The 25,112-nt window shown below is 73.6% G+C and carries 22 protein-coding genes; 8 read left to right on the top strand and 14 right to left on the bottom strand.

The features are described 5' to 3' along the window. Nucleotides 1-119: 119 nt before the first annotated feature. Both ACFVVX_RS06115 and ACFVVX_RS06110 read right to left on the bottom strand, forming a co-directional pair. Complete coding sequence (locus ACFVVX_RS06115; protein ID WP_387941902.1) at nt 120-572, bottom strand: GNAT family N-acetyltransferase; 453 nt, start codon at nt 570-572, stop codon at nt 120-122. Nucleotides 573-716: 144 nt separating this feature from the next. Continuing rightward, complete coding sequence (locus tag ACFVVX_RS06110) at nt 717-1,508, bottom strand: VOC family protein (protein ID WP_387941900.1); 792 nt, start codon at nt 1,506-1,508, stop codon at nt 717-719. Nucleotides 1,509-1,662: 154 nt separating this feature from the next. Here ACFVVX_RS06110 and ACFVVX_RS06105 point away from each other — a divergent pair, with 154 nt between their 5' ends. The 3 genes from ACFVVX_RS06105 to ACFVVX_RS06095 all read left to right on the top strand — a co-directional run bounded on the left by ACFVVX_RS06105 (nt 1,663) and on the right by ACFVVX_RS06095 (nt 6,666). After that, nucleotides 1,663-3,900, top strand: a complete 2,238-nt coding sequence (locus ACFVVX_RS06105) for an ATP-dependent RecD-like DNA helicase (protein WP_387941898.1) — start codon at nt 1,663-1,665, stop codon at nt 3,898-3,900. 224 nt (nt 3,901-4,124) lie between these two features. Next, nucleotides 4,125-5,414, top strand: coding sequence for a citrate synthase (locus ACFVVX_RS06100; RefSeq protein ID WP_387941896.1), 1,290 nt, complete (start codon nt 4,125-4,127; stop codon nt 5,412-5,414). Nucleotides 5,415-5,946: 532 nt separating this feature from the next. Further along, nucleotides 5,947-6,666 carry an SDR family NAD(P)-dependent oxidoreductase gene (locus ACFVVX_RS06095; RefSeq protein ID WP_387941894.1) on the top strand — a complete coding sequence of 240 codons (720 nt, stop codon included), beginning with the start codon at nt 5,947-5,949 and terminating at the stop codon, nt 6,664-6,666. A 76-nt stretch (nt 6,667-6,742) separates the two neighbouring features. Here ACFVVX_RS06095 and ACFVVX_RS06090 read toward each other — a convergent pair whose 3' ends face one another. The 3 genes from ACFVVX_RS06090 to ACFVVX_RS06080 form a co-directional block, all read right to left on the bottom strand. Then, entirely contained in the window at nt 6,743-9,064 is a 2,322-nt protein-coding gene (locus ACFVVX_RS06090; protein ID WP_387941892.1) for a heavy metal translocating P-type ATPase, read from the bottom strand. Nucleotides 9,065-9,143: 79 nt separating this feature from the next. Then, the gene (locus ACFVVX_RS06085) at nt 9,144-9,362 is read right to left on the bottom strand and encodes a heavy-metal-associated domain-containing protein (RefSeq protein ID WP_387941890.1); all 219 of its coding nucleotides are present in this window, start codon (nt 9,360-9,362) and stop codon (nt 9,144-9,146) included. A 249-nt stretch (nt 9,363-9,611) separates the two neighbouring features. Continuing rightward, on the bottom strand, nt 9,612-10,553 hold the full coding sequence (locus tag ACFVVX_RS06080) for a PrsW family intramembrane metalloprotease (protein WP_387941888.1): 942 nt from the start codon (nt 10,551-10,553) through the stop codon (nt 9,612-9,614). Nucleotides 10,554-10,726: 173 nt separating this feature from the next. Between ACFVVX_RS06080 and ACFVVX_RS06075 the strand changes: the two genes are divergently transcribed. Further along, entirely contained in the window at nt 10,727-11,923 is a 1,197-nt protein-coding gene (locus ACFVVX_RS06075; protein WP_387941886.1) for a PP2C family protein-serine/threonine phosphatase, read from the top strand. Here ACFVVX_RS06075 and dhaL read toward each other — a convergent pair. Together dhaL and dhaK are read right to left on the bottom strand one after the other, a co-directional pair. Continuing rightward, nucleotides 11,880-12,539, bottom strand: coding sequence for a dihydroxyacetone kinase subunit DhaL (gene dhaL / locus ACFVVX_RS06070; protein ID WP_387941884.1), 660 nt, complete (start codon nt 12,537-12,539; stop codon nt 11,880-11,882). The genes ACFVVX_RS06075 and dhaL overlap by 44 nt on opposite strands. 22 nt (nt 12,540-12,561) lie before the next feature. Continuing rightward, nucleotides 12,562-13,557, bottom strand: a complete 996-nt coding sequence (gene dhaK, locus ACFVVX_RS06065; protein WP_387941882.1) for a dihydroxyacetone kinase subunit DhaK — start codon at nt 13,555-13,557, stop codon at nt 12,562-12,564. 138 nt (nt 13,558-13,695) lie between these two features. On the opposite strand from dhaK, the gene dhaM reads away from it, so the two are divergent. Next, entirely contained in the window at nt 13,696-14,088 is a 393-nt protein-coding gene (dhaM, locus tag ACFVVX_RS06060; RefSeq protein ID WP_387941880.1) for a dihydroxyacetone kinase phosphoryl donor subunit DhaM, read from the top strand. Nucleotides 14,089-14,101: 13 nt separating this feature from the next. Here the strand turns inward: dhaM and ACFVVX_RS06055 are convergent, their stop codons facing one another. After that, complete coding sequence (locus tag ACFVVX_RS06055) at nt 14,102-15,817, bottom strand: bifunctional 3'-5' exonuclease/DNA polymerase (protein ID WP_387941878.1); 1,716 nt, start codon at nt 15,815-15,817, stop codon at nt 14,102-14,104. Nucleotides 15,818-15,952: 135 nt separating this feature from the next. Between ACFVVX_RS06055 and ACFVVX_RS06050 the strand changes: the two genes are divergently transcribed. Then, a complete protein-coding gene (locus ACFVVX_RS06050; RefSeq protein ID WP_387941876.1) occupies nt 15,953-17,977 on the top strand; it encodes a M3 family metallopeptidase in 2,025 nt (674 codons plus the stop codon). 58 nt (nt 17,978-18,035) lie between these two features. Here the strand turns inward: ACFVVX_RS06050 and ACFVVX_RS06045 are convergent, their stop codons facing one another. Together ACFVVX_RS06045 and ACFVVX_RS06040 are read right to left on the bottom strand one after the other, a co-directional pair. Beyond that, complete coding sequence (locus tag ACFVVX_RS06045) at nt 18,036-19,490, bottom strand: cellulase family glycosylhydrolase (RefSeq protein WP_387941875.1); 1,455 nt, start codon at nt 19,488-19,490, stop codon at nt 18,036-18,038. Nucleotides 19,491-19,564: 74 nt separating this feature from the next. Next, nucleotides 19,565-20,215 carry a TetR family transcriptional regulator gene (locus ACFVVX_RS06040; protein WP_387941873.1) on the bottom strand — a complete coding sequence of 217 codons (651 nt, stop codon included), beginning with the start codon at nt 20,213-20,215 and terminating at the stop codon, nt 19,565-19,567. Between the two features lie 154 nt (nt 20,216-20,369). Between ACFVVX_RS06040 and ACFVVX_RS06035 the strand changes: the two genes are divergently transcribed. Continuing rightward, nucleotides 20,370-21,593: an acyl-CoA dehydrogenase family protein gene (locus tag ACFVVX_RS06035; protein ID WP_387941871.1), complete on the top strand. Its 1,224-nt coding sequence runs from the start codon at nt 20,370-20,372 to the stop codon at nt 21,591-21,593. Nucleotides 21,594-21,618: 25 nt separating this feature from the next. Here ACFVVX_RS06035 and ACFVVX_RS06030 read toward each other — a convergent pair whose 3' ends face one another. From ACFVVX_RS06030 to ACFVVX_RS06015, 4 genes are all read right to left on the bottom strand, one after another. Further along, nucleotides 21,619-22,317, bottom strand: coding sequence for a hypothetical protein (locus tag ACFVVX_RS06030; RefSeq protein ID WP_387941869.1), 699 nt, complete (start codon nt 22,315-22,317; stop codon nt 21,619-21,621). 67 nt (nt 22,318-22,384) lie between these two features. Next, nucleotides 22,385-23,194 carry an enoyl-CoA hydratase/isomerase family protein gene (locus tag ACFVVX_RS06025; protein WP_387941867.1) on the bottom strand — a complete coding sequence of 270 codons (810 nt, stop codon included), beginning with the start codon at nt 23,192-23,194 and terminating at the stop codon, nt 22,385-22,387. A 36-nt stretch (nt 23,195-23,230) separates the two neighbouring features. Then, complete coding sequence (locus ACFVVX_RS06020) at nt 23,231-23,413, bottom strand: hypothetical protein (protein ID WP_387941865.1); 183 nt, start codon at nt 23,411-23,413, stop codon at nt 23,231-23,233. A gap of 176 nt (nt 23,414-23,589) precedes the next feature. After that, nucleotides 23,590-24,141 (bottom strand): GNAT family N-acetyltransferase, encoded by a 552-nt coding sequence (locus ACFVVX_RS06015; RefSeq protein WP_387941863.1) that lies wholly within the window; start codon nt 24,139-24,141, stop codon nt 23,590-23,592. A gap of 85 nt (nt 24,142-24,226) precedes the next feature. On the opposite strand from ACFVVX_RS06015, the gene ACFVVX_RS06010 reads away from it, so the two are divergent. Beyond that, a complete protein-coding gene (locus ACFVVX_RS06010; RefSeq protein WP_387941861.1) occupies nt 24,227-24,862 on the top strand; it encodes a TetR/AcrR family transcriptional regulator in 636 nt (211 codons plus the stop codon). Nucleotides 24,863-25,112: the final 250 nt, after the last annotated feature.

The following is a 25,112-nucleotide window of genomic DNA, read 5'->3' as shown; positions in this document are numbered from 1 at the left end:
TACTGCAGGGGGGACCCTGTGGGAGAGTAGGACGCCGCCGAACAATCATTCCAGAGAAGCCCTGACCGGTCACCGGTCAGGGCTTCTCTGCGTTTTCCCCGAATTCACGTGTCCCGAAGTTACAGCGCGAGCTTGAACCCGAAGTGCGACTGGACGAAACCGAGGCGCTCGTAGAAGCGGTGGGCGTCGGTGCGGGTCGCGTCGGAGGTGAGCTGGACCAGGTCGGCGCCGAGTTCGCGGGAGCGGTCGATCGCCCAGGTGATCAGCTCGCTGCCGAGGCCCGTACCGCGTTCGTCGGCGTGGATCCGGACACCCTCGATGATGGTCCGGGTCGAGCCCTTCCGGGAGAGGCCGGGGACGACGGTCAGCTGGAGGGTGCCGATGGTCCGGCCGGCGCGTTCGGCGACGACCAGGTGCTGCTGCGGGTCGGTGTCGATCCGGGCGAAGGCGGCCCGGTACGGGCTGAGGTCGTCGGGGCTCTCGCGGGTGGCGCCCAGCGGGTCGTCGGCGAGCATGGCCACGATCGCGGGCAGGTCGTCGGAGGTGGCGCGGCGGATTGTCAGGTCGTTCATGATCACAGCGTAGGCGGCGGCCCGCAGGGCCCCCGTGCGGCCCCGGTGTCTCGCCTGCCCCTCCCCGCCGGCCCTCACGCCCCGGAGGAGGCGGGGACGGGCCGCTCAGCGGCCGTCCGCGCCCCCTGACGGGGTGATCCGGTGTCACCCGCCCGGCGCCGCGCTGGTGATGACGGCGAAGACGGCGCCGTGCGGGTCGATCAGCTGGGCGAGGCGGCCGACGCCGTGGACGTCGATCGCCGGGATCCGGGGGGTGGCGCCGAGCCGTTCGGCGGTGGCCAGGCACGCGTCGACGTCGGGCACCTCGAAGTAGGGGAGCCAGTGCGAGCCGGTGCCGGCGGCGGTGTGCTCGGGGCCGAGCTGCATGATGCCGCCCAGGGCGTCGGCGGTGCCGCCGCCGGCCGGTGTGAGCACGGTGTACATGAGGCCGTCGACCGGTACGTCCTGCTCCTGCCAGCCGAAGACCGTGCGGTAGAACGCCTTCGCGGCCTCGGCGTCGACGCTGTAGCACTCGGCCCAGCAGAAGGTGCCCTGCTCCGTGACGGCGTCCAGGCCGGGGGTGTCGTGCGGCTGCCAGACGGCGAACTCGGCCCCGGTGGGGTCGGTGTAGCCGCCCATCCGGCCGGCCGTGAGGACGTCGAACGGGTTGAACCGGACCCGGCCGCCGGCCTTCACCACGAGCTCGGTGGTGCGGTCCGCGTCGACGGTGCGGAAGTAGACGGTCCAGGCGGGCTTCGCGCCCTCCTCGGTGAGCGGGCCGAGCGCCGCGACCGTCCGGCCCTCCTGCTGGAGGAAGCCGTAGCCGCCCGCCCCGGGGCCGGGGGAGGTGAAGGTCCAGCCGAACAGGCCGGTGTAGAAGTCGGCGGAGGCCCCGGTGTCGGGGCTGCCGAGGTCGAGCCAGTTGGGGGAGCCGGGGACGAAGGCGGTGGTGAGCATGCTGGCACTGCTCCTTGGGCGGGCCCGCCGGTGGCACGGGCGCGGGCGATGCCCCCCTCTGCCACTCCCAGGGTGGCACCGGGAGACGGCTTGTCGCACCCGGGCGGTACGGTGCGTAGCGGATGGTGCACCCGTACCGGTAAAGGGGGCCCCGGTGGCCAGGCAGACACAGGACGGCCAGGCGAGCCCGCCGCGCCAGCTCGCCGAGGTCGAGGGCGTGCTGGAGCGGATCACGTACGCCAACGAGGACACGGGCTACACCGTGGCCCGGGTGGACACCGGGCGTGGCGGGAACGACCTGCTGACGGTGGTGGGCGCGCTGCTGGGGGCGCAGCCGGGGGAGTCGCTGCGGCTGCACGGGCGGTGGGGGTCGCACCCGCAGTACGGCAAGCAGTTCGTGGTGGAGAACTACACGACGGTGCTGCCGGCCACGATCCAGGGCATCCAGCGCTACCTCGGCTCGGGGTTGATCAAGGGGATCGGGCCGCGGTTCGCGGAGCGGATCGTGGAGCGGTTCGGGGTGGACACCCTGGAGGTGATCGAGACCGAGCCGGGCCGGCTGATCGAGGTGCCCGGGCTGGGGCCGAAGCGGACGAAGAAGATCGCGGCGGCCTGGGAGGAGCAGAAGTCCATCAAGGAGGTGATGGTCTTCCTGCAGGGGGTGGGGGTGTCGACGTCCCTGGCGGTGCGGATCTTCAAGCAGTACGGGGACGCCTCGATCGGGGTGGTGAAGAACGAGCCGTACCGGCTGGCCTCGGACGTGTGGGGCATCGGCTTCCTGACGGCCGACCGGATCGCGCAGGCGGTGGGCATTCCGCACGACAGCCCGGAGCGGGTGAAGGCGGGGCTGCAGTACGCGCTGTCGCAGAGCACCGATCAGGGGCACTGCTACCTGCCGGAGGAGCGGCTGATCGCGGACGGGGTGAAGCTGCTCCAGGTGGATGTCGGGCTGGTGATCGACTCCCTGGCGGAGCTGGTGGCGGCGGAGGGGGTGGTGCGGGAGGCGGTGCCGGGGGACGGCGGCGAGTCGATCACCGCGGTGTACCTGGTGCCGTTCCACCGGGCGGAGATCTCGCTCGCCAACCAGCTGCTGCGGCTGCTGCGGGCGGATTCGGACCGGATGCCGTGGTTCGCGGACGTGGACTGGCCGGCGGCGCTGGGCTGGCTGGCCAAGCGGACGGGGGCGGACCTGGCGCCGGAGCAGGAGCAGTCGGTGCGGTTGGCGCTGACCGAGAAGGTCGCCGTGCTGACGGGCGGTCCGGGCTGCGGCAAGTCGTTCACGGTGAAGTCGATCGTGGCGCTGGCGCTGGCGAAGCGGGCGAAGGTGGTGCTGGCGGCGCCGACGGGCCGGGCGGCGAAGCGGCTGTCGGAGCTGACCGGGGTGGAGGCGTCGACGGTGCACCGGCTGCTGGAGCTGCGGCCCGGCGGTGACGCGGCCTACGACCGGGACCGCCCGCTGGACGCCGATCTGGTGGTGGTGGACGAGGCCTCGATGCTGGATCTGATCCTGGCGAACAAGCTGGTCAAGGCGGTGGCGCCGGGGGCGCACCTGCTGTTCGTGGGGGACGTGGACCAGCTGCCGTCGGTCGGCGCCGGCGAGGTGCTGCGGGATCTGCTGGCGCAGGGCGGTCCGATCCCGTCGGTCCGGTTGACCAGGATCTTCCGGCAGGCGCAGCAGTCGGGGGTGGTGACCAACGCGCACCGGATCAACGAGGGGCTGCCGCCGCTGACCGAGGGCATGACGGACTTCTTCCTGTTCGTGGAGGACGACGCCGAGCGGGCGGCCGGGCTGACGGTGGACGTGGTGGCGCGGCGGATCCCGCAGCGGTTCGGCTTCGACGCGCGGCGGGAGGTGCAGGTGCTGGCGCCGATGCACCGGGGGCCGGCGGGGGCGGGCAACCTGAACACGCTGCTGCAGGCGGCGGTGACGCCGGCCAGGGAGGGGCTGGCGGAGCGCCGGTTCGGCGGGCGGACCTTCCGGGTGGGGGACAAGGTCACGCAGATCAGGAACAACTACGACAAGGGGCGGAACGGCGTCTTCAACGGCACCGTGGGAGTGGTGACGTCGCTCAGCGTGGACGACCAGCGCCTGACGGTGCTCACCGACGAGGACGAGGAGGTGCCGTACGACTTCGACGAGCTGGACGAGCTGGCGCACGCGTACGCGGTGACGATCCACCGCTCGCAGGGCAGCGAGTACCCGGTGGTGGTGATTCCGGTCACCACGTCCGCATGGACGATGCTCCAGCGGAACCTGCTCTACACCGCTGTGACCAGGGCACGGAAACTCGTTGTGCTGGTGGGGTCACGCAAGGCGATCGCCCAGGCCGTTCGGGCCGTCAGTGCAGGTCGGAGGCACGCCGCGCTGGACCATCGACTGGCAGCTGGATGATTCTCCAACGGATGGTTGCCTCTAATGTTCTCTTGACGTGAAGAGATTTACGGCAGAGCCTAGTGTGGTGCCGATCTTGTCCGGTTCGTACCGGCTGCGGCGGCAGGTTTTGTAGGGGCGGCTCCTTTCGGGCCACCCCGGGTGCGCGACTGTCCTCCAGATGGGGGATGGTAGAGACAGTCAGGGCACCTTGGAAGAGGATTCATTTCGTCGGTGAGGAAGACGTGAGCGACAACTCGGTAGTACTGCGGTACCAGGACGGCGAGTACGAGTACCCCGTCGTCGAGAGCACTGCGGGCAACGCCGGCTTCGACATCTCGAAGCTGCTCCCGCAGACCGGCCTGGTCACCCTGGACAACGGCTTCGGTAACACCGCCGCGTACAAGTCCGCGATCACCTTCGTGGACGGCGACAACGGCATCCTGCGGTACCGCGGCTACCCGATCGAGCAGCTCGCCGAGCAGGCCAGCTTCATCGAGACCGCGTACCTCCTGATCAACGGTGAGCTGCCGACGGCCGACCAGCTGGCGGAGTTCAACACCGAGATCACCCAGCACACCCTGCTGCACGAGGACGTCAAGCGCTTCTACCAGGGCTTCCCGCGCGACGCCCACCCGATGGCGATGCTGTCGTCGGTGGTCGGTGCGCTGTCCACCTTCTACCAGGACAGCCACAACCCGTTCGACGCCGCCCAGCGCCACCTGTCGACGGTCCGCCTGCTGGCGAAGCTGCCGACGATCGCGGCCTACGCGTACAAGAAGTCGGTCGGCCAGCCGTTCGTCTACCCGCGCAACGACCTGAGCTACGTGGAGAACTTCCTCCGGATGACCTTCGCGGTCCCGGCTCAGGACTACGAGATCAACCCGGTCATCGTCAACGCGCTGGACAAGCTGCTGATCCTGCACGCGGACCACGAGCAGAACTGCTCGACCTCCACGGTCCGCCTGGTGGGCTCCAGCCACGCCAACCAGTTCGCCTCCATCTCGGCCGGCATCTCGGCGCTCTGGGGCCCGCTGCACGGTGGCGCCAACCAGGCCGTGCTGGAGATGCTGGAGAGCATCCAGCAGGACGGCGGCGACGTCGACTCGTTCATTCGCAAGGTGAAGAACCGCGAGGACGGCGTCAAGCTGATGGGCTTCGGCCACCGCGTGTACAAGGCGTTCGACCCGCGCGCCGCGCAGGTCAAGCTCCTGGCGCACGAGGTGCTCGGCCAGCTCGGCAAGTCCGACGAGCTGCTCGACATCGCGCTGAAGCTCGAGGAGCACGCGCTCAACGACGACTTCTTCATCTCGCGCAAGCTGTACCCGAACGTGGACTTCTACACCGGCCTGATCTACCGCGCCATGGGCTTCCCGACCAGCATGTTCACCGTGCTGTTCGCCCTCGGCCGGCTGCCGGGCTGGATCGCCCACTGGCACGAGATGATCAACGACCCGACCAGCCGGATCGGCCGCCCGCGGCAGATCTACACGGGCACCGCGATCCGTGACTACGTCGCCCTCGGCGACCGCTGACACCCGCGCCGACACCTGCGCCGAAAGGGCCCGGCCGCACTGTGCGGCCGGGCCCTCGCGCGTCCACCCGCGCGGGCGGCGGGGCGGAGCGGAAACGTACGGCGCACGACTCCGGGGCGGTGCAGCCCGGGACGGCCGCTCAAAGCGTCCCTGGCCCGCCACACCCCGGCGCCGTGCGCGAAGGCCGCCGAGAGTGGGCGACCGACCCGGGGCCCGCCGGAGCCCCGTCGGCGGCAGTGGTGTCCCGCGGTGGCGTGAAGCCGTTCGCCACGCCGCCGCCCACCGATAAAAACTGCCGCACTACCAACCTAAGACGTATCAGGGTGCGAGAAGTTACGCCCGGGGGGTGTGAGCTGCCTCTCGCCACGCTCCGTGTCCGCCCGGTGTCGCGCCCATACCACATCATCCACCGCGGACGACGTCACCCTCCCCGCAGTCACGGCAACCGAGCGTGATAGGAATCGTGGCATTCCGGTACGGACCGTCCCGCACCCTCGCAGCGTGGCGGCGGAACTGGGGAGGGAGTGCGCAGATGGCCAGGAACGTCGTTGTCACCGGCGGTGGCACGGGGATCGGGTACGAGGTGGCGCGGCGGTTCGCCGAGGCGGGCGAACGGGTCGTGATCGTCGGCCGCCGGCGGGCGGTGCTGGAGAAGGCCGCGGCCGACCTGGGGCCGAACGTCACCACGCTGGTCTGCGACCTCGCCGACCCGGACGCGGTCGAGGCGGCGCTCGCCGAACTGCCCGAGCGGATCGACGTGCTGGTGAACAACGCCGGCAGCCGGGAGACCGTGATCGGCGCCGGGCCGCACGCCCTGCTGGCCCGCTGGCGCGGCGACTTCGAGCGCAACGTGCTGACCGTGGTGCTGCTCACCGAGTCCATCCGCGACCGGCTCACCCCCGGCTCCGGCAGGGTGGTCACCATCAGCTCGATCGCCGCCCTGCGCGGCGCCGGCTCGTTCGGGGCCGCCAAGGCCTCGCTGCACGCCTGGAACCACTTCCTGGCGGCGCAGCTCGGCACCTCGGGCATCACCGCCAACATCGTCGCCCCGGGGACGGTGGCGGGCACCGAGTTCTTCGGGCCGCGGCTGGACGAGGCCGAGGTCTCCCGCCGGGCGGCGCGGACGCTGCTGGGGCGGGTCGGGGAGACCGGCGAGGTCGCGGCGGCGGTCTACTTCCTGGCCTCCTCCGAGGCCGGGTTCATCACCGGCGAGATCCTGCACTGCAACGGTGGCGAGCTGCTCGGCCGCTGAGCGGCCACCGCACGCCGAGGGGCCCGTACCGCGCGGCGCGGTACGGGCCCCTCGGCGGAGGCGGGCCCGGGCGGGCTCAGGCGGCCCGGAAGCGCCGCAGCCGGAGGCTGTTGGTGACCACGAAGACCGAGGAGAAGGCCATCGTGGCACCGGCGATCATCGGGTTGAGCAGCCCGGCCGCGGCGAGCGGGATCGCCGCGACGTTGTAGCCGAAGGCCCAGAACAGGTTGCCCCTGATGGTGGCCAGGGTGCGCCGGGAGAGCCGGATCGCGTCGGCGGCCGAGCGGAGGTCGCCGCGGACCAGGGTGAGGTCGCCGGCCTCGATGGCGGCGTCGGTGCCGGTGCCCATGGCCAGGCCCAGGTCGGCCTGGGCGAGGGCGGCGGCGTCGTTGACCCCGTCGCCGACCATCGCGACCGACCGGCCCTCGGCCTGCAGCCGCTTGACGGTCTCGACCTTGTCCTCCGGCAGCACCTCGGCGATCACGTCCTGCGCGGCGATGCCGACCTCGGCCGCGACGGCCTCGGCGACGAGCCGGTTGTCGCCGGTCAGCAGGACCGGCCGCAGGCCCAGCGCCCGCAGCTCGGTGATCGCCGCGGCGCTGGTCGGCTTGACCGCGTCGGCGACCTCCAGGACGGCCCGCGCGCTGCCGTCCCAGCCGACCGCCACGGCGGTGCGCCCGGCGGCCTCGGCGGCGGCCTTGGCGGCCTTCAGCGGCTCGGGCAGCTGCTGGGACCAGTCGGCCAGCAGCGCCTCGCGCCCGGCGACCACGGCGTGGCCCTCGACGACGCCCTGTACGCCGAGGCCGGGGATGTTCTCGAAGCCCTCGACGGCGGGCAGTTCACCCGTCCGCTCGGCGGCGGCCGCGGCGATCGCGGCGGCGATCGGGTGCTCGGAGGCGTGCTCCAGGGCGCCGGCCAGGCGCAGTACCTCGGTCTCGGTGACGCCCTCGGCGGTGTGGACGGCGGCGAGCGCCATCCGGCCGGTGGTCACGGTGCCGGTCTTGTCGAGGACGATGGTGTCCACCCTGCGGGTGGTCTCCAGGACCTCGGGGCCCTTGATCAGGATGCCCAGCTGGGCGCCGCGCCCGGTGCCGACCATCAGCGCGGTCGGGGTGGCCAGGCCGAGGGCGCACGGGCAGGCGATGATCAGGACGGCGACGGCGGCGGTGAACGCCTCGGTGGGGCTGCTGGTGACCAGCAGCCAGCCGACCAGGGTGCCCAGCGCGATCAGGATGACGACCGGGACGAAGACGGCGGAGATCCGGTCGGCGAGCCGCTGGGCGGCGGCCTTGCCGTTCTGGGCCTCCTCGACCATCCGGGCCATCCGGGCCAGCTGGGTGTCGGCGCCGATCCGGGTGGCCTCGACCACCAGGCGGCCGCCGGCGTTGACGGTGGCGCCGGTGACGGGGTCGCCGACCGCGACCTCGACGGGCACGGACTCGCCGGTCAGCATCGAGGCGTCCACCGCGGAGGCGCCCTCGACGACCACGCCGTCGGTGGCGATCTTCTCGCCGGGGCGGACCACGAAGCGGGTGCCGACGGCCAGCTGGGAGACGGGGATCCGGATCTCGCGGCCCTGCTGGAGGACGGCCACGTCCTTGGCGCCGAGGTCGAGCAGGGCGTGCAGGGCGGCGCCGGCCCGGCGCTTGGAGCGGGCCTCCAGGTAGCGGCCGAGCAGGATCAGGACGGTGACGGCGGCGGCGGTCTCCAGGTAGAGGGTCGAGGAGGCGTCGCTGTCGCCGATCGCGAGCGAGAACTCGTGCCGCATCCCGGGCATGCCCGCGTGGCCCCAGAACAGTGCCCAGAAGGACCAGCCGAAGGCGGCCAGGGTGCCCAGCGAGACCAGGGTGTCCATGGTCGCGGCGCCGTGCTTGAGGTTGGTCCAGGCGGCCCGGTGGAAGGGGAGCCCGCCGTACACGACCACCGGGCCGGTGAGGGCGAAGGCCAGCCACTGCCAGTTGGTGAACTGCAGGGAGGGGATCATCGACAGCATGACCACCGGGATGCTGAGGACGGCGCTGATCAGCAGGCGGTCGAGCAGCGGGTCGACGACCGGCTCGGCGGGCGCGGCGGCCTCGGCGGAGGGGGCGGCGGAGACCGGCGGCGGGGGCGGTTCGGCGGTGTACCCGGTGTTCTCGACGGTGGCGATGAGGTCGGCGACGCTCACCCCGGGCCCGAATTCGACCCGGGCCTTCTCGGTCGCGTAGTTGACGGTGGCCTCGACGCCGTCCATCCGGTTGAGCTTCTTCTCGATCCGGGCCGCGCACGAGGCGCAGGTCATCCCGCCGATCGACAGTTCGACGCGGTCCCGCACGGCCGCCTGGGCGCCCTCGGCGCTCTGGCCGCCTATGCCGGCGGCCGCACCCGGGGCGGTGGCGCCCGGTGTGGAGGTGCTCATGCTGATCAGCTCCTTGATGAGAGCGTACGGCGGGGGCGCCGGGTCCCTCCGGTTCGGCCCCCGCGGTACGGCAGCGGGATCAGGCGGACCGGCCGACCAGCTCGTAGCCGGCCTCGTCGACGGCGGCGCGGATCTGCTCGTCGTCCAGCGGGGCGGCGGAGGAGACCGTCACGGTGCCGGCCTTGGCGTCGGCGGCCACCTCGGTCACACCGGTCAGGGAGGAGAGCTCCTTGCTGACCGAGTTCTCGCAGTGGCCGCAGCTCATGCCGGTCACGGTGTAGGTGATGGTGCTGGACATCGGGGCCTCCGGAAGGTCTGTCCGGCCGCGGGCCTTTCGCGCCCGGGCTCTGATTCTGACAACACCATACCCCCAAGGGGTATTCCTGGGAGTAGTGGGTGGTGCGTCGTGGATCACATCGGGATGCGATCCGAGTGCAGAGCGTATTCGCCTGAACACGCTGCGCCCGAATCCGCGCCGCGGGGCGGGCGGATTCGGGCGCGGCGGGCCGGTGGCCCGGGGCATCCGGGGGTTGGGGCCGGACAGTGCCTAGGCGGGGGCCGACGGCTGTTGGGCCGGGATCGGGGCGGCTTTCTCACCGCGGACCAGCAGCCGCAGCCAGATCAGCCCGCCCAGCGAGACCACGACCAGGCCGGCGGTGTCGTAGAAGGTGAAGAGGTGGACCTGCCGGTCGGTCGGGTCCGGCATGTAGCCGAGGTCGAACAGGGCGCGCTGCCACTCGGTGGTCGTGGTCCTGGCGACCAGCCAGACCGCGATGCCGCTCATGCTGTCCCAGAGCGCGTGCAGCAGGGCGACGCCCAGGTAGGTGGCCAGGACGGGCACGGTGAGGCGGAAGCGGCCGCCGCGCCGCTCGCGGAAGAGGGCGCCGCCGAGGATCGCGGTCCACAGGATGTGGCCGACCGGGGCCAGTACGCCGCGCAGGATTTCCGTCTCGACCAGGGCCTTGAGCGAGAGCCCCTGGATGCTCAGCACCGCGTTGAACGCGTATCCGGCGCTCTCGAAGGCGGCGAAGCCCGCGCCGACCGTGGCGCCGAGCACCAGCCCGTAGCGCAGTCCGCTCACCCGCAGCCGCCGGCACACCACGACCAGGGCGGCCAGCTTGACCGCCTCCTCGATCAGGCCCACGCCCAGGTACATCCAGACCGAGGGGGAGAGTAGGTAGCTCTCCAGGACCGAGGCGCCCAGCACGCCGATGATGCCGCCGATGCCGAAGCAGGCGAGGATCCGGTCGGCGCCCAGGTCGGTGGCGTAGCGCTCGTGGGCCCAGACCACCACGGTGGCCGGGACGAGGAAGCTGCCGAGCAGCACGATCGTCGGGACGAGGTTGCTGTTGTCGGTGAGGAAGGTGACGGCGGCGGTGGCGGCCCAGAGCAGCAGGCCGACCAGGAAGACCCTGAGCCACTGGTCGGGGCGTGCCGTCCTACGGGTCGGTGGATCGGCGAGGTGTGAGGTGTTGCGGTATCCGGACACCGGGCATGGCCTCCCTTGCGTAGCCGCTTTGGTCGCACTGTATGACAAATAGGACATTTAGGTACTGAATGGCCTGATGTGTCGTGCGGGTCGACCGGAGGGCGGGCGGGCGTGCGCGGGCGCCCCCCGAGGGTGGGTGGGTAGGGTTCCTGGCCGTCCGTTATGTTCGATATGTGTCACCGAACCGCCGACCCCAGTCGCCTGCGGCCCCGCCGTACTCCGGGCTGCCGGAGGGCAAGCGGCGCGGCGCCCTGCTGGCCGCCGACCTGCAGGACGTGCCGTTCTGGCGGCGGGCCGCACCCGCGGGGCTCTCCATCATGGCGGTGGCGCTCGCGGACCTGATCTCCGGCAAGGACCGCTACCTGGCGCCGCTGATGATCGTCGTCCCGACCATCGCCGCGCTCACCCTCAAGCCGCTCGAACTGCTGCTGGTCTGCTCGTTCGGCCTCTTCGCGGTGTTCGGGCTCAGCCACTACGACCAGGTCGACACCCTCAGCGACGAGCGCTTCCTCTACGGCGCGATGCTCAGTTACATGCTGCTGACGGTGTTCTCCGCCTGGGTGGCCAAGATCAGGATGCGGCGGGCGGCGGCCTTCGCGGCGGTCAGCTCGGTCGCCGAGGCCGCCCAACGGGCACTGCTGCGGCTGCCCGGACCGGTGGTCGGGCCGCTGCACCTGGCGGTGCGCTACGTCTCCGCCGCCGACGCCTCACGCATCGGCGGGGACCTCTACTCGGTGCTGGAGACCCCGCACGGCACCCGGGTGGTGGTCGGCGACGTCCGGGGCAAGGGACTCGGCGCGGTACAGACCGCCGCCGTGGTGCTCGGTGCCTTCCGGGAGGCCGCGTACGACGAGGCCGGGCTGCGCGGGGTGGCCGAGCGGATCGAGGCCAGCGTCGAGCGGCACGCGCCGGACGGGGAGTTCACCACCGCGCTGTTCGCCGAGTTCCGCACCCCGGAGGTGATGGAGCTGCTGCAGTACGGGCACGTGCCGCCGATCCGGGTGGAACCGGACGGGGGCGTGCACGTGCTGCACGCCCCCGACCCGTGGGTGCCGCTCGGCCTCGGCCGGCTGGCCGCGGGCGAGCCCACCACCTGGGGCCAGCCGTTCGGGGACCAGGACGTCCTGGTGCTCTGCACGGACGGGGTGATCGAGGCCCGGCACCGGCGCAACGGCGATTTCTACCCGCTGGCGGAGCGGGTCGGCCCGCTGGTCCGGGACGCGGCCCGCTCCTCGGCGGAGCTGGAGGCGGCGGTCGGCCGGGTCTACGCCGACCTGCTGGATCACACCGGCGGGGAGCTGCGGGACGACGCGCTGCTGCTGCTGATCACCCGGACCGACCGGCTCCAGGGTGCGACCGGCTCGCGGTGACCTCCGCGAGGGCGCGGAAGAGCAGGGCGGTGGAGGTCGCGCCCGGGTCCTGGTGGCCGATGCTGCGCGGGCCCAGGTAGGAGGCGCGGCCCTTGCGGGCCTGGAGCGGCACGGTGTCCCGCGCGCCCTGTTCGGCCGCGTCGGCGGCGGCGCCGACGGCCTGCGGCAGGCCCTCGCCGGCCTCCACCGCCTGCCGGTAGGCGGCCAGCGCCGGGGTGTACGCGTCCACGATGGTCTTGTCGCCGGGCTCGGCCCTGCCGAGGGCGCGGATCGCCGCGAGGCCCGCCGCCAGCGCCTCGCCGAGCGCGGCCGGATCGGCGGCCGGGCCGTCCAGGGTGGCGCCCAGCGCGCGGAAGGCCTTGCCGTACAGCGGGCCGGAGGCGCCGCCGACCTTGGAGATCAGCGTCCCGCCGGTCCTGGTCAGCAGCGCGCCCGGGCTGTCCGCTTCTCCGCCGTCCAGGGCTTCCAGCACGGCGGAGAAGCCGCGCTGGAGGTTGCTGCCGTGGTCGCCGTCGCCGATCGCCGAGTCCAGCTCCGTCAGCTCGCCGCGCCGCTGTTCGACGGCGGCGGCGACGGCGCGGATCCAGGCCTCGGCCAGGTCGGTGTCGAAGTCCATGGGGTTCCCGTCCCTCCCGTGCTCAGGCCCGCTTGAGGGCGGGGGTGTCGACGGGGGCGTCCCACAGCTCCAGCAGCCGGGCGTCCGCCTTCGTCAGGGTGAGCGAGAAGCCCGCCATGTCCAGGCTGGTCACGTAGTTGCCGACCAGGCTGCGGGCGATGGTGATGCCGCGCCCGGACAACCGGGCGGCGACCTCGCCGAAGACGATGTACAGCTCCAGCAGCGGCGTCGCGCCGAGGCCGTTCAGCAGGACGATCACCTCGTCGCCGGCGCTCAGGTGGTGGTCGGCGAGCACGGTGTCCACCACCTCGGCCGCCAGCTCCCGGGCCGGGCGGAGCTTCTCGCGGCGCCGGCCGGGCTCGCCGTGGATGCCGACGCCGACCTCGATCTCGTCCTCCGGCAGGTCGAAGCCGGGCTTGCCGGCCGCCGGGACGGTCGCCGCGGTCAGCGCGACGGCGAAGGAGCGGGAGGCCGCGTCGACCTGCTCGCCCACCTCGGCCACCTCGGCCAGCGGTGCGCCGCGCTCGGCCAGCGCGCCGGCGATCTTCTCCACCAGCACGGTGGCGCCGGTGCCCCGGCGGCCCGCCGTCCAGGTCGAGTCCTCGACCGCGACGTCGTCGTCGACCAGCACCGTGCGGACCTCGATGCCCTCCTCGGCGGCGAGCTCGGCGGCCAGCTCGAAGTTCATCACGTCGCCGGTGTAGTTCTTCACCACGAAGACCACTCCGGCGCCGCTGTCCACGGCCTTGGCGGCGGCCAGCATCTGGTCCGGGACGGGCGAGGTGAAGACCTCGCCGGGGCAGGCCGCGTCCAGCATGCCGGGGCCGACGAAGCCGCCGTGCAGCGGCTCGTGGCCCGACCCGCCGCCCGAGATCAGGGCGACCTTGGCGGCCGCCGGACGGACCGCCCGGGTGATCACCCGGTTGGCGATGTCCACCGCCAACTCCGGGTGGGCGGCGGCGACTCCGGCCAGCGCGTCCTCCAGGACGCTCTCCGGGGTGTTGATCAGCTTCTTCAAAGCGCTTCGCTCCCTCGGCAGACGGTGCTGCCCCGACGCTACGCCAGACGGGGGTGCCGGGCACGGGTTGCGACACGCGGCCGAGCGGTCGCCCGGATCACCCGCCCGGCGTAGCGCGGGCGTCGTAGGGTCGGCGGCATGAGCGACTACGTGGGCATCGTCCTGGTCTCGCACAGCGCGCAGCTGGCCGCCGGACTGCGCGAGCTGCTGCGGGAACTCGCCTCGGACGCGGTGCGGGTGGTGGTGGCGGCCGGGACGGAGGACGGCGGGCTCGGCACCAGCTACGACCTGATCGCGCGGGCCGTCGCGGAGGCGGACGGCGGGGCGGGCGTGGTGGTGCTGCCGGACCTCGGCAGCTCGGTGCTCACCGCCGTCACGGTGCTGGAGGACGAGCCGCGCCCCGGTGCGGTGCTGGTGGACGCGCCCTTCGTGGAGGGGGCCGTCGCGGCGGCCGTCACCGCCTCCGCCGGGGCGGCGCTGGCGGAGGTGGTCGCGGCGGCCGAGGAGGCCCGAGCCTTCCGCAAGGTGTGACGGGCGCCGGGGGCTACTTGGCGTCGGCGTAGCAGTCGACCACCGCCGTGCTCAGCGGGAACCGCACCGGGGTGTCCCCGAACACCAGCAGCCGGGCCTCCTCGGCCGCCTCGGCGACGGCGGCGGCCACCTCGTCGGCGAGGTTCGCCGGGGTGTGCACCACCACCTCGTCGTGCTGGAAGAACACCAGGTGCGGCCGCTCGGCCGGGCCGGGCGCCGGCAGCGCGGACAGCCGCCGGCGCAGCGCGGCGAGCAGGGCCAGCGCCCAGTCGGCAGCACTGGCCTGGATGACGAAGTTGCGGGTGAAGCGGCCCCGGGCGCGGGCCGAGCGGCCGCCAGCGTCCCCGGCGTTCTCCGGTGCCTCGGTGAGGTCGAGCCAGTCGGCGGAGGGCGGTGGGCAGGCCCGGCCCAGCCGGGAGAGCACCACCCCGCCGTCCTCGCCCGTCCGGGCGGCCGCCTCGACGTAGCCCATCGCGGCCGGGTAGCGGCGGCGCAGGGTGTTCAGCAGCGGTCCGATGTCGCCGCTGGTCTGCCCGTACATGGCGCCGAGCAGGCCGAGCTTGGCCTTGTCGCGGTCCCCCTGGAAGGCGGAGGCGGCCAGTGCCTCGTACAGGTCGCCGCCGGCGGCGGTGCGGGCCAGTCCGGCGTCCCGGGAGAGGGCGGCCAGCACCCGCGGCTCCAGCTGGGCGGCGTCGGCGACGACCAGCAGCCAGCCCGGGTCGGCGACCACCGCCCGGCGCAGGATGCGCGGGATCTGCAGCGCGCCACCGCCCCGGCTGGCCCAGCGCCCGGAGACCACGCCGCCGACCACGTACTCGGGCCGGAACCGGCCGCCGCGCGCCCAGGCGTCCTGCCAGGCCCAGCCGTGCGCGGCGTGGATCCGGGACAGCTCCTTGTAGCGGATCATCAGCTGCGCGGCCGGGTGGTCCACCGCCTTCAGCTCCCAGGAGCGGGTGGAGCCCAGCTGGATGCCGCGGTCGGCGAAGGCGCGCAGCACCTGGGTGTGCGAGTCCGGGTTGAACGGGCGGCCGCCGAGGGACTGCTGGAGCTCGACGGCGAGCTCGGCGAGCAGCCTCGGCTGGGTACCGGGGACGGTCGGCCGGGGGCCGAGCAGCTCGGTGAGCAGCCGGTCGTGGATGTCGGCGCGCCAGGGCAGGCCGTCGTCCGCCATCTCGGCGGCCACCAGGGCGCCGGCCGACTCTGCGGCGACCAGCAGCCGGAACCGGGCCCGGGCGCCCGGGTCGGCGATCGCGCCCAGCCGGCGCTGCTGCTCGGCGTGCACGGCCACCACGGCGGCCAGGGCGTCCGCCCCGGGCGGGAGTTGCAGGCGGTCGGGGGCGAACAGGGTGTCCTGGCCGTCCCCGGACTCGGTGGAGCCGGGCTCGGGCAGATCGGCCGGGACGGGCAGGCCCTTCAGCCGGGCCCAGGCCGCGCCGAGCGAGCGGGGGGCGCCGAACCGGCCCTCGTGGGCCAGCAGCAGCGCCTCGACCAGCCGCAGGTCGTGGCAGCGGGCGAGCCGCTCCGGCAGCCGGGGCAGCAGCGGCACGTACGCGCTGTCGGCGGACGCCCAGACCCAGCGCACCGCCTCCTGCCGCTCGGCGGCGGCGACGGCGGAGGCCAGGTCCGGTGCGGGCAGCGGCGGGCCGAGCGGTGCGCCCGCCTCGTCGAGCGGCTGGAGCCGGCCGCCGGGGCCGTGCGGGTCGGGAACGAGGGCGATCCGGGGTGCCATCGGGCTCCTCCTCTCGGGCGTACGGGCGTGCGACCTCGACGTTAACCGGTGGGTACGACAACCCGTGGCAGCCGCTCGGCGTGGTCGGTCAGGGGGGCGTAGGCAGCGCCGGTGGCAGCGCGTAGGGTCGGCGAAATGACCGAGAATCCGTTCTTCAAGGCCAGCACCCTGGTCTATGAACTGCCGCCCTTCGCCGAGATCCGGGAGGAGCACTACCTGCCCGCGTTCGAGCGGGGCATGGCCGACCAGCTTGCCGAGATCGCCGAGATCACCGCCAACCCCGAGGCGCCGAGCTTCGACAACACGCTGATCGCGCTGGAGCGCTCCGGTGCTCTGCTGCGGCGGGTGGGCGCGGTCTTCTTCAACCAGGCCTCCTCCGACACGAGCCCGGGCGTCGACCGGGTCGACGCCGAGGTGAGCCCGAAGATCGCCGCGCACACCGACGCGATCCACCTGGACGCGGAGCTGTTCGCCCGGGTCGAGGCGCTGTACGAGCGGCGCGACGAGCTGGGCCTGGACGCCGAGTCGCTGCGGCTGCTGGAGCGCCGGCACACCCGCTTCGTCCGGGCCGGTGCCCGGCTCGGGTCCGCCGAGCAGGCGCGGCTGCGCTCGCTGAACGCCGAACTGGCCACCGCCGAGACCGCGTTCCGGCAGAACGTGTCGGCCGACAGCCAGGCCCGCGCACTGGTCCTGGACTCCGTCGAGCAGCTCGACGGGCTGTCGCCGGACGCGGTCGCCGCCGCGGCGGAGAACGGCCGGGCACTCGGCCACGAGGGCGCGTACGTACTGAGCCTGAAGAACTTCTCGAACCAGAGCGAGCTGGCCTTCCTCACCGACCGCTCGGTGCGCGAGCGGCTGATGGCGGCCTCGCTCGGCCGCGCGGTCGACACCAACGGCCCGCTGGCGATCCGGATGTCCGCGCTGCGCGCCGAGCGCGCGCAGCTGCTCGGCTACCCGACGCACGCCGCGTACGTGGTGGCGGACGAGACCGCGGGCAGCGTCGAGGCCGTGGACGCGCTGCTGCCGCGGCTGGTGGCGCCGGCCGTCGCCAACGCGGCCCGCGAGGCGGCGGAGCTGGCCAAGGTGGCCGCCGCCGACGGGGTCGAGGAGATCGCCGCGCACGACTGGGCGTACTACTCGGAGCAGGTGCGGCAGTCCGCGTACCAGGTGGACGCGGCCGCGCTGCGCCCGTACTTCGAGCTGGAGCGGGTGCTGCACGACGGCGTCTTCCACGCGGCGGGCCTGGTCTACGGGCTGACCTTCACCGAGCGGCCGGACCTCACCGCGTACCACCCGGACGTCCGGGTCTTCGAGGTGTTCGAGGAGGACGGCGGCTCGCTGGGCCTGTTCCTCGGGGACTTCCACGCCCGGGCGTCCAAGCGCGGCGGCGCCTGGATGGAGGAGCTGGTCACCCAGTCGACGCTGCTGGGCAAGCGGCCGGTGGTGATGAACAACCTGAACATCGCCCGCCCGGCGCCCGGCGAGCCGGTGCTGCTCTCCTGGGACGAGGTGCGCACGCTGTTCCACGAGTTCGGGCACGCGCTGCACGGGCTCTTCTCCGACGTGCGCTACCCGTACTTCGCGGGCACCGAGGTGCCGCGGGACTTCGTCGAGTTCCCCTCGCAGGTCAACGAGATGTGGATGGTCTGGCCGGCCGTGCTGGCCAACTACGCCAAGCACCACGTGACCGGCGAGCCGCTGCCGGCCGAGCAGGTCGAGCGGATGGCGGCGGCCGAGGGCTTCGGGCAGGGCTTCCGGACGGTGGAGTACCTGGCGGCGGCGCTGCTGGACTGGGCCTGGCACACCGTGCCGGCGGGCCAGGAGATCGCGGACGCCGAGGAGTTCGAGGCCGCGGCGCTGGCGAAGGCCGGACTCGCGGTGGCGGCGATCCCGCCGCGCTACCGGACGACGTACTTCGCGCACATCTTCGCCGGCGGCTACAGCGCGGGCTACTACGCGTACATCTGGTCGGAGGTGCTGGACGCCGACACGGTGGACTGGTTCCGGGGCAACGGGCGCACGGTGCGGGAGAGCGGCGAGGTGTTCCGGGCCGAGCTGCTGTCGCGCGGCGACAGCCGGGACGCGCTGGACTCGTTCCGCGCGGTGGTCGGGCGCGACCCGCGGACCGAGCCGCTGCTGGTGCGCCGGGGTCTGGCCTAGGGATCGTTCCGGTGACGGGGCCCGCCCGGCGGGCCCCGTCGAACGGTCGGCGCGGCGGTCAGCGCGGGCTGACGGTGACGGTGACCGGGGTGCCCGGGCGGCCGTGGGGGAGGCGGATCCGGGCGGTGCCGGCGTGCTCGCCGCTCGGCTGGTCGAGCTCGACCCGGGCGGTGGCGGGGGTGACGGTGATCCGGGCGCCGTTCGGGAACGCGGCGGCGGGCAGGGCGAGTTCGGTGGCGTGGCCGGTGCCGTCGGCGGTGTAGCGCAGGGTGTGGCCGGTGGCGGTCGCGGTGAGCGCGGGAGCGCGGCCGGCGAGGGCGGTCGGGTAGGGGCCGAAGGCGGGCTCGTCGCCCGGGGCGGGCCGGCCGGCCGGGTCGAGGGCGCAGTAGCCGCCGTTGCCCCGGCACCAGTACCACATCGCCCAGCCGGCGGCGAAGCCGTCCATGGCCGCCACCTGGTCCCGGACCAGCCGGGTGTTGCCCGGGGTGCGGGAGTCGGGCGGGCCCCACTCGCCGACCAGGACGGGCAGCCGGTGGGCGGCCGGGTACGCGGTGATCGCGGCGGTGTAGTGCTCGACGAACCCGCCGGACGGGTCCCAGTCGGCGCCGGACTCGACGGCGGTGTCGTAGAAGTGCGGCGCGTACCCGAGCCGGGGGGCGCCGGGGCGCGGGTCGGCGAAGCCGGGCAGCCGGGTGGGCACGCCCTGGCCGACCAGGACGGTCGGTTCGACGAACAGCCAGGCGCGGGTGTCCACCTGGCGCACGGCCCGGATCAGGCGGCGGTACATGTCGGCGAGGCGGCCCTGTTCGAGGGCGGCGGAGGCGGCGGCGAGGACCGCCGGGTCGGTCGGGTCGCCGTCCACCGGGCCGAACGGCTCGTTGAACAGGTCGTAGCCCAACAGGGAGCGGTGGCCGCGCAGTTCACGGGCGAGGCGGGTGTAGAAGTCGGCCTGCCAGGCGCGCAGGTCGGTGTCGTCGTAGAGGTGGCGGAAGGCGGCCTGGACGGCGGGCTGGAAGTAGCCGGCGAACCAGTCGTCCGGGTCGGGGGTGAACGGCAGGCCCTCGTCGCGGGTGGCCCAGACCGGGATGCCGCGGTCGCCGCCGCCGAACTTCGGCCCGTAGACGTCCTGGTGGAAGTCGACCAGGGCGAGCACGCCGTACCGCTCGGCCCAGTCGAGCAGGCGGTGCAGACGGCGGAGTTCGGCCGGGTCGAGGCGGCCGCGCACGGGTTCGAGGCGGTTCCAGGAGACGGCCACCCGGATCAGGGTGAAGCCCTGGGCGGCCAGTGACCTGATGTCCGCCTCGGTGGCCTCGGCGTACTTGTCGAGGTTGAAGCCGCGCAGTCCGAGCAGTCGGCCGTCGGCGTCGGCGAGGCCGGTGCGGCCGTCCGCGGCGGTGGCCGCGGCGACGGGGAACCCGGCCCGGGGGGAGTCGGGCCGGGCTTCGGCCGGGGTGGTGGCCAGGGCTGCTGCGGCGGCGATCAGGAGGGCAACGGCGGTGCGGTGCAAGCGCATCGGGACCTCGCGGGATCTCGCGGAGGGAGGGTGGGGCCCGATGATGCCGGGCCTGGCATGCCCCGCACAAGGGTTCAGTCGGTCGCCGGTGCCTCGGCGGGGATGGTCGGCAGGGCGGCGGTGGGCAGGTCGGCGGCGGCGGCCAGCCGGCCCCAGAGCAGGTCGGCGAGGGCCTGGACCATCCGGGTGCGCGAGCAGGGTCTGCTCTCCAGCCACCAGTCGCCGGCCGCCAGCACCATGCCGGTGATGCCCCGGCCCCAGGCCTCGGCGAGCAGCTCCCGTTCGGCGCCGAGGTCGACCTGGTTCTGTACGGCCCGGGTGATCTCCTCCGCGATCTGCCGCAGGGCGGGGGCGAGCGCGTTGCCCGCGCCGCTCGGGTCGCCCGGCTCGGGGTGGGTGAGCAGCCGGTAGACCTGCGGGCGGGCCTCGATGCCGGCCAGGTAGGTGTCCAGGACGTGTTCGACGCGGTCGCGGCGCTCCAGCGGCTCGCTGAGCGCGGCCCGCACGGCGGCGAGCAGGCCGCTGGTGTGGCGTTCGGTCAGCGCGCCGATCAGGCCGTTCCGGTCGCCGAAGTGGCGGTAGAGGATCGGCTTGGTGATGCCCGCCTCGGCGGCGATGGCGTTCATGCTGGCGCCCGGTCCGTCCCGCTGGACCACCCGGTCGGCGGCGTTGAGCAGTTGCTCGCGGCGCGGCTCGCCGGGGCTGCTTGGTGCGGCGGGAGGCATGGGGTGGCTCCTCCTGGCTGGTCCGGCCGGTGGGGCTCAGGCCAGAGGGCGGGCGTTGACATTTCCTACCTATGAGTAGCAGACTCCCGACGATGTTACCGCCGGTAACACCTGTCCGACACCGGCCCCCCGCCCCACTTCGACCGGAGGCATCATGAGCACGTTCTCGCTGGACCCGGGCGCGGACCAGCTCGCCGTACGCGACTGGCTGCACGGCTTCGCCGCCGACGTGATGCGTCCCGCCGCCGCCGAGTGGGACGAGCGCGAGGAGACCCCCTGGCCGGTCATCCAGGAGGCCGCCAAACTCGGCATCTACTCACCGGACTTCTACGCCCAGCAGTACTTCGACCCCTCCGGCGTGGGCATCCCGATCGCCATGGAGGAGCTGTTCTGGGGCGACGCCGGCATCGGCCTGGCCATCGTCGGCACCACGCTGGCCGCCGTCGCGGTGCTCGCCAACGGCACCGACGAGCAGATCGGCACCTGGGCGCCGCAGATGTTCGGCACCCCGGACGACGTCAAGGTCGCCGCGTTCTGCTCCTCCGAGCCGGACGCCGGCTCCGACGTCTCCGCGCTGCGCACCCGGGCCGTCTACGACGGGGCCAAGGACGAGTGGGTGCTGAACGGCACCAAGACCTGGGCCACCAACGGCGGGATCGCCGCCGTCCACGTGGTGGTGGCCACCGTCGACTCGGCGCTCGGCGCGCGCGGGCAGGCCTCCTTCGTGGTGCCGCCGGGTACGCCCGGGCTGAGCCAGGGCCAGAAGTTCAAGAAGCACGGCATCCGCGCCTCGCACACCGCCGAGGTCGTCCTGGACGGCGTCCGGGTGCCCGGCCACTGCCTGCTCGGCGGCAAGGAGAAGCTGGACGAGCGGCTGGCCCGGGCCCGCGAGGGGGCCAAGCGCACCGGGGGGAAGGGCAACGCCGCGATGGCGACCTTCGAGGCCTCGCGCCCGGCCGTCGGCGCGCAGGCGATCGGCATCGCGCGGGCCGCGTACGAGGTGGCGCTGGACTACGCGAGGACCCGGGTGCAGTTCGGCCGCCCGATCATCGACAACCAGGGCGTGGCCTTCCAGCTGGCCGACATGAAGACCCGGATCGACGCCTCCCGGCTGCTGGTCTGGCGGGCCTCCTGGATGGCCGCCAACAACCTGCCGTTCACCTCGGCCGAGGGCTCGATGTCCAAGCTGTACGCGGGCGAGACGGCGAAGTGGGTCACCGCGCAGGCGATGCAGATCCTCGGCGGCAACGGCTTCACCCGGGAGTACCCGGTGGAGCGGATGCACCGGGACAGCGCGATCTACTCGATCTTCGAGGGCACCAGCGAGATCCAGCGGCTGGTGATCGCCCGGGCGATCTCGGGGATGCCGATCCGGTAGGGGTCCCGAGGACGGACCCAGGGGCCTATCGGGCGGACCAGAAGGTCAGCCCGGCGGCGAGGGCGCCCACCGCCGCGCCGACCACGGTCTGCGCGGCGGTGTGGTCCCGCAGCACCACGCGGGACCAGCCGATCACCGCGACCAGCGGGCCCAGCAGCAGCCACCACGGGCCGAGCGCGACGGCCAGGCAGACCACGGCGCCGCCGGCGACGGCGGTGTGGACGGAGACCTTCCACCAGACGGTGATCACCAGGATCGGGACCAGCGAGGCGAACATGGCCAGCACCATCGCGGTCATGTCGGCCGGGGCGTCCAGCCGGAGCATGACCGCGAGGCTGGTCAGCACCGAGAGCATCACGAACGGGAGCACCACCAGCCGCCGCTGCCGCCGGCCGACGTGGCGGTCCTCCCAGCTGCCCCGGCGGACCCCGCGCCGGATGAACCAGGTCGGGACGACGGCCGCGAACAGCGCGGCGAAGGCCGCCCAGCCCAGGCCCTGCCAGCCGTAGCGCAGCCCGCCCAGCAGCGGCAGCACCGTGATGATCACGTTCTTCGGCTCGACGCCGTCGGTGACCCGCCGGGCCCAGGCGGTGGTGGTCGACACCTCGCGGCCGGTGGGCGGTTCGGTACCGGTGGGCGGCCCGGTGTCGGTGGTCGGCCTGCTGCCGGTGGTCGGCGCGGCCGGTGAGCCGGTGGTGGTCGGCGCGGTGGTCGGCTCGGCCATCGGGTGGGTGCTCCAGGCGGGTCGGTCGGTGCTGGCCGGATGATCGTATTGGCCGGGTGCGGGCTTCTCAGAACCGCGGTTCGCGGCCCTCCAGGAAGGCGGCCAGACCCTCACGGACGTCCGGGGCCTCGCGGGAGCGGCGCTCCCAGGGCGCCAGGGCGGCGGCCGCCTCCTCCGGCGGGACGGCCAGCGCGGCCTTGACGGCGCCGATGGTCTGCGGCGACCGCCGGGTCAGCAGGCGGGCGAACTCCAGCGCCGTCCCGTCCAGCTGGTCCCCCGGCACGACCCGGTCGGCGAGGCCGATCACGCTGTTGCGCAGGCCCGTCACCAACTCGCCTGAGAACAGCAGGTACTTGGCCTGGGCGGGACCCACCAGTCGGGCCAGCCGCAGGGTGGGCACGGCCGGGTAGACCACGCCGAGCTTGGCCGGGGTGATGCCCATCCGCGCGTCGTCCGCGATGAACCGCAGGTCGCAGGCGACGGCCAACTGGCAGCCGCCGCCGACGCAGGCGCCGTGCACCACCGCGATGGTCGGGTGCGGGAAGTCCGCCAGCGCCTCCTCGGCGGCGACGTTGACGGCGTGGTAGTCGTCGGCGCGGTCCGGGTCCCCGTAGACCTCGGCCAGTTCGGCGATGTCCGCCCCCGCGCTGAAGGTGCCGCCGGCCCCGGTGACCAGCAGGGCGCGGACGCCCGGCTGTTCGGCGATCCGGGCCAGGACCTTGGGCAGCGCCTGCCAGATCGCCAGCGTGATGGCGTTGCGCCGGTGCGGCCGGGCGAACTCCAGCACCGCGACGCCGTCCTCGCCGACGTGGGCGTGCAGGCCGTCGACGTGGGTGGGCAGCGGGGAGCGGTCCTGTGTGAGCAGCGGCTGGGCCATGCGCACCTCCGGGGTCTCGTGGGTGCGGCCACTCTCTCAGGAGGCGGCGGCGGGGTAGTCGCCGAGCCCCCGTTCGACCGGCGCGAACGCCTGGCGGGCGTTGTCGAGGGCCTCGGGCAGCACGGCAGCGGCCTGCTCGCCGGCCAGCATCCGGCGCTGGTCGTGACGCTCCACCTCCAGGTCGGCCGCGGGGTCGCCGCGACCTCGGCCAGCCTCCACCTGATCCCGATGGCGGCCGGGATGACGGGGAGGACCGATCGCGCGGAGCCCGGCGGTGTGCCGACCGGGCTCCGCGCGGCGGTGCGTCAGGCAGGGGTGGGTCAGGCGGTGGTGGGTCAGGCGGTGGTGGGTCAGACTGCGGTGCGTCGGGCAGAGGTGCGTCGGGCAGGGGTGGGTCAGGCTGCGGTGGGCTTCCACTCGTGGGACAGCAGCGACCAGACCTCCATGTCCTGGCGGACGCCGTTGTGCAGGGAGTACTCCCGCAGGGTGCCGTCCAGGGTCATGCCCATCCGCTGGGCGACGGCCCGGCTGCGGGTGTGGCCCGCGGCGTTGTACCACTCGATGCGGTGCAGGCCGCGGGTGGTGAAGGCGTAGTCGATCAGGTGCCGGACGGCGGCGCTGATCAGACCCCGGCCCTCGCCCGCGGGTTCGGTCCAGACGCCGAGCTCGCAGTTGTCGGCGGTCGTGCTGAACTGCACGAACATCACACCGCCGACCAGGGTGCCGTCCAGCCAGATCCCGTACAGCCGGCCGGCGTCGGCGGCCTGCTTGTCGGCGTAGCCCTGGAGGGTGGCGCGGGCCGACTCCAGGTCGGTGGAGCGGGTGGCCCAGGGGATCCAGACACCGGTGTGCTCGCGGGCGCGGTCGATGTGGGCCAGGAACTCGGGGGCCTGCCAGGGTTCGAGCGGACGCAGCTCGGCATTGTCGGCGAGCGGGACGGCGTACATGGGCGGGCCTTTCGGGGAGCCTCGGAGAGCCGGCGATGGTGTTCGCAGTCATACATAACAAACGTTGGGTATGTACGATAGCCCCATGACGCCGGCCCGTGGAGACCATGACGCCCGACGCGTGGCGGTCTCCGAGGCGGTCTGGCGGGTGCTCTCGGCCCGTGGCTTCGGAGGGCTGACGCTCCGGGCGGTGGCCGCCGAGATGAGCGCCTCCACCGGGCTGTTGACGCACTACTTCCCCAGCAAGCGGGCCCTGGTGGCGTACGCGCTGGACGTTCTGGACCGGCGCTCCAACGAGCGGCCGCGGCGGACCGCGCCGGCGGACGGCAGTCCGCCGCCCGCCGCGGGGCTGGCCCGGCTGCGGGCCGCGCTGCTGGACATCCTCCCGCTGGACGAGGCGAGTGCCGCGGGCAACCGGATCTGGGTCGGCTCCTGGGACGTGGCGCTGGCCGATCCCGAGCTGGCGGCCGCGCACGCCGGTCGGTACGGGCGGGCGCGGGAGGCGTTGACGGGGCACGTCGCGGACGCGCAGCGGCTCGGCGAGCTGCCGGACGCGGTGGCGGCCGGGCAGCTGGCGGCGGGGGCGCAGGCCTTCGTCCTCGGGCTGGTGGTGCAGGCGCTGTTCGCCCCGGAGGAGTTTCCGCCCGAGCGGCAGACCGTGCTCGTGGACGCGTATCTGGCGGGATTGGCGGCGTCGCCGCCGGTCCCGGCCGGGGGCTGACGGGCTCGCGGTCCGACGGGTGGGATCCGTGGCCCGCGGGGGCGGCGGGCGGGCTGGGATGGCGGATGCCGGGGTGGCGGGTGATTCGCCGGTGGTTTCCGGTCGACCTGTTCGGCGCGCGTGGTCGCGTCGGCCCGTTCGGCGAGTTCGGCCCGGGCGGTCCGTTCGTGCCGGTGTTTCCCGCGCGGCCGTTTCCGACCCGGTCATGACACGCATTGTCACGGGTTATGCGCGGTCGGTGCCCGGGCAT

Origin of the sequence: Kitasatospora sp. NPDC058170, from assembly GCF_042883905.1 — a bacterium.
Classification (GTDB): Bacteria; Actinomycetota; Actinomycetes; order Streptomycetales; family Streptomycetaceae; genus Kitasatospora.
This window is presented reverse-complemented; position numbering and strand designations above follow the sequence as displayed.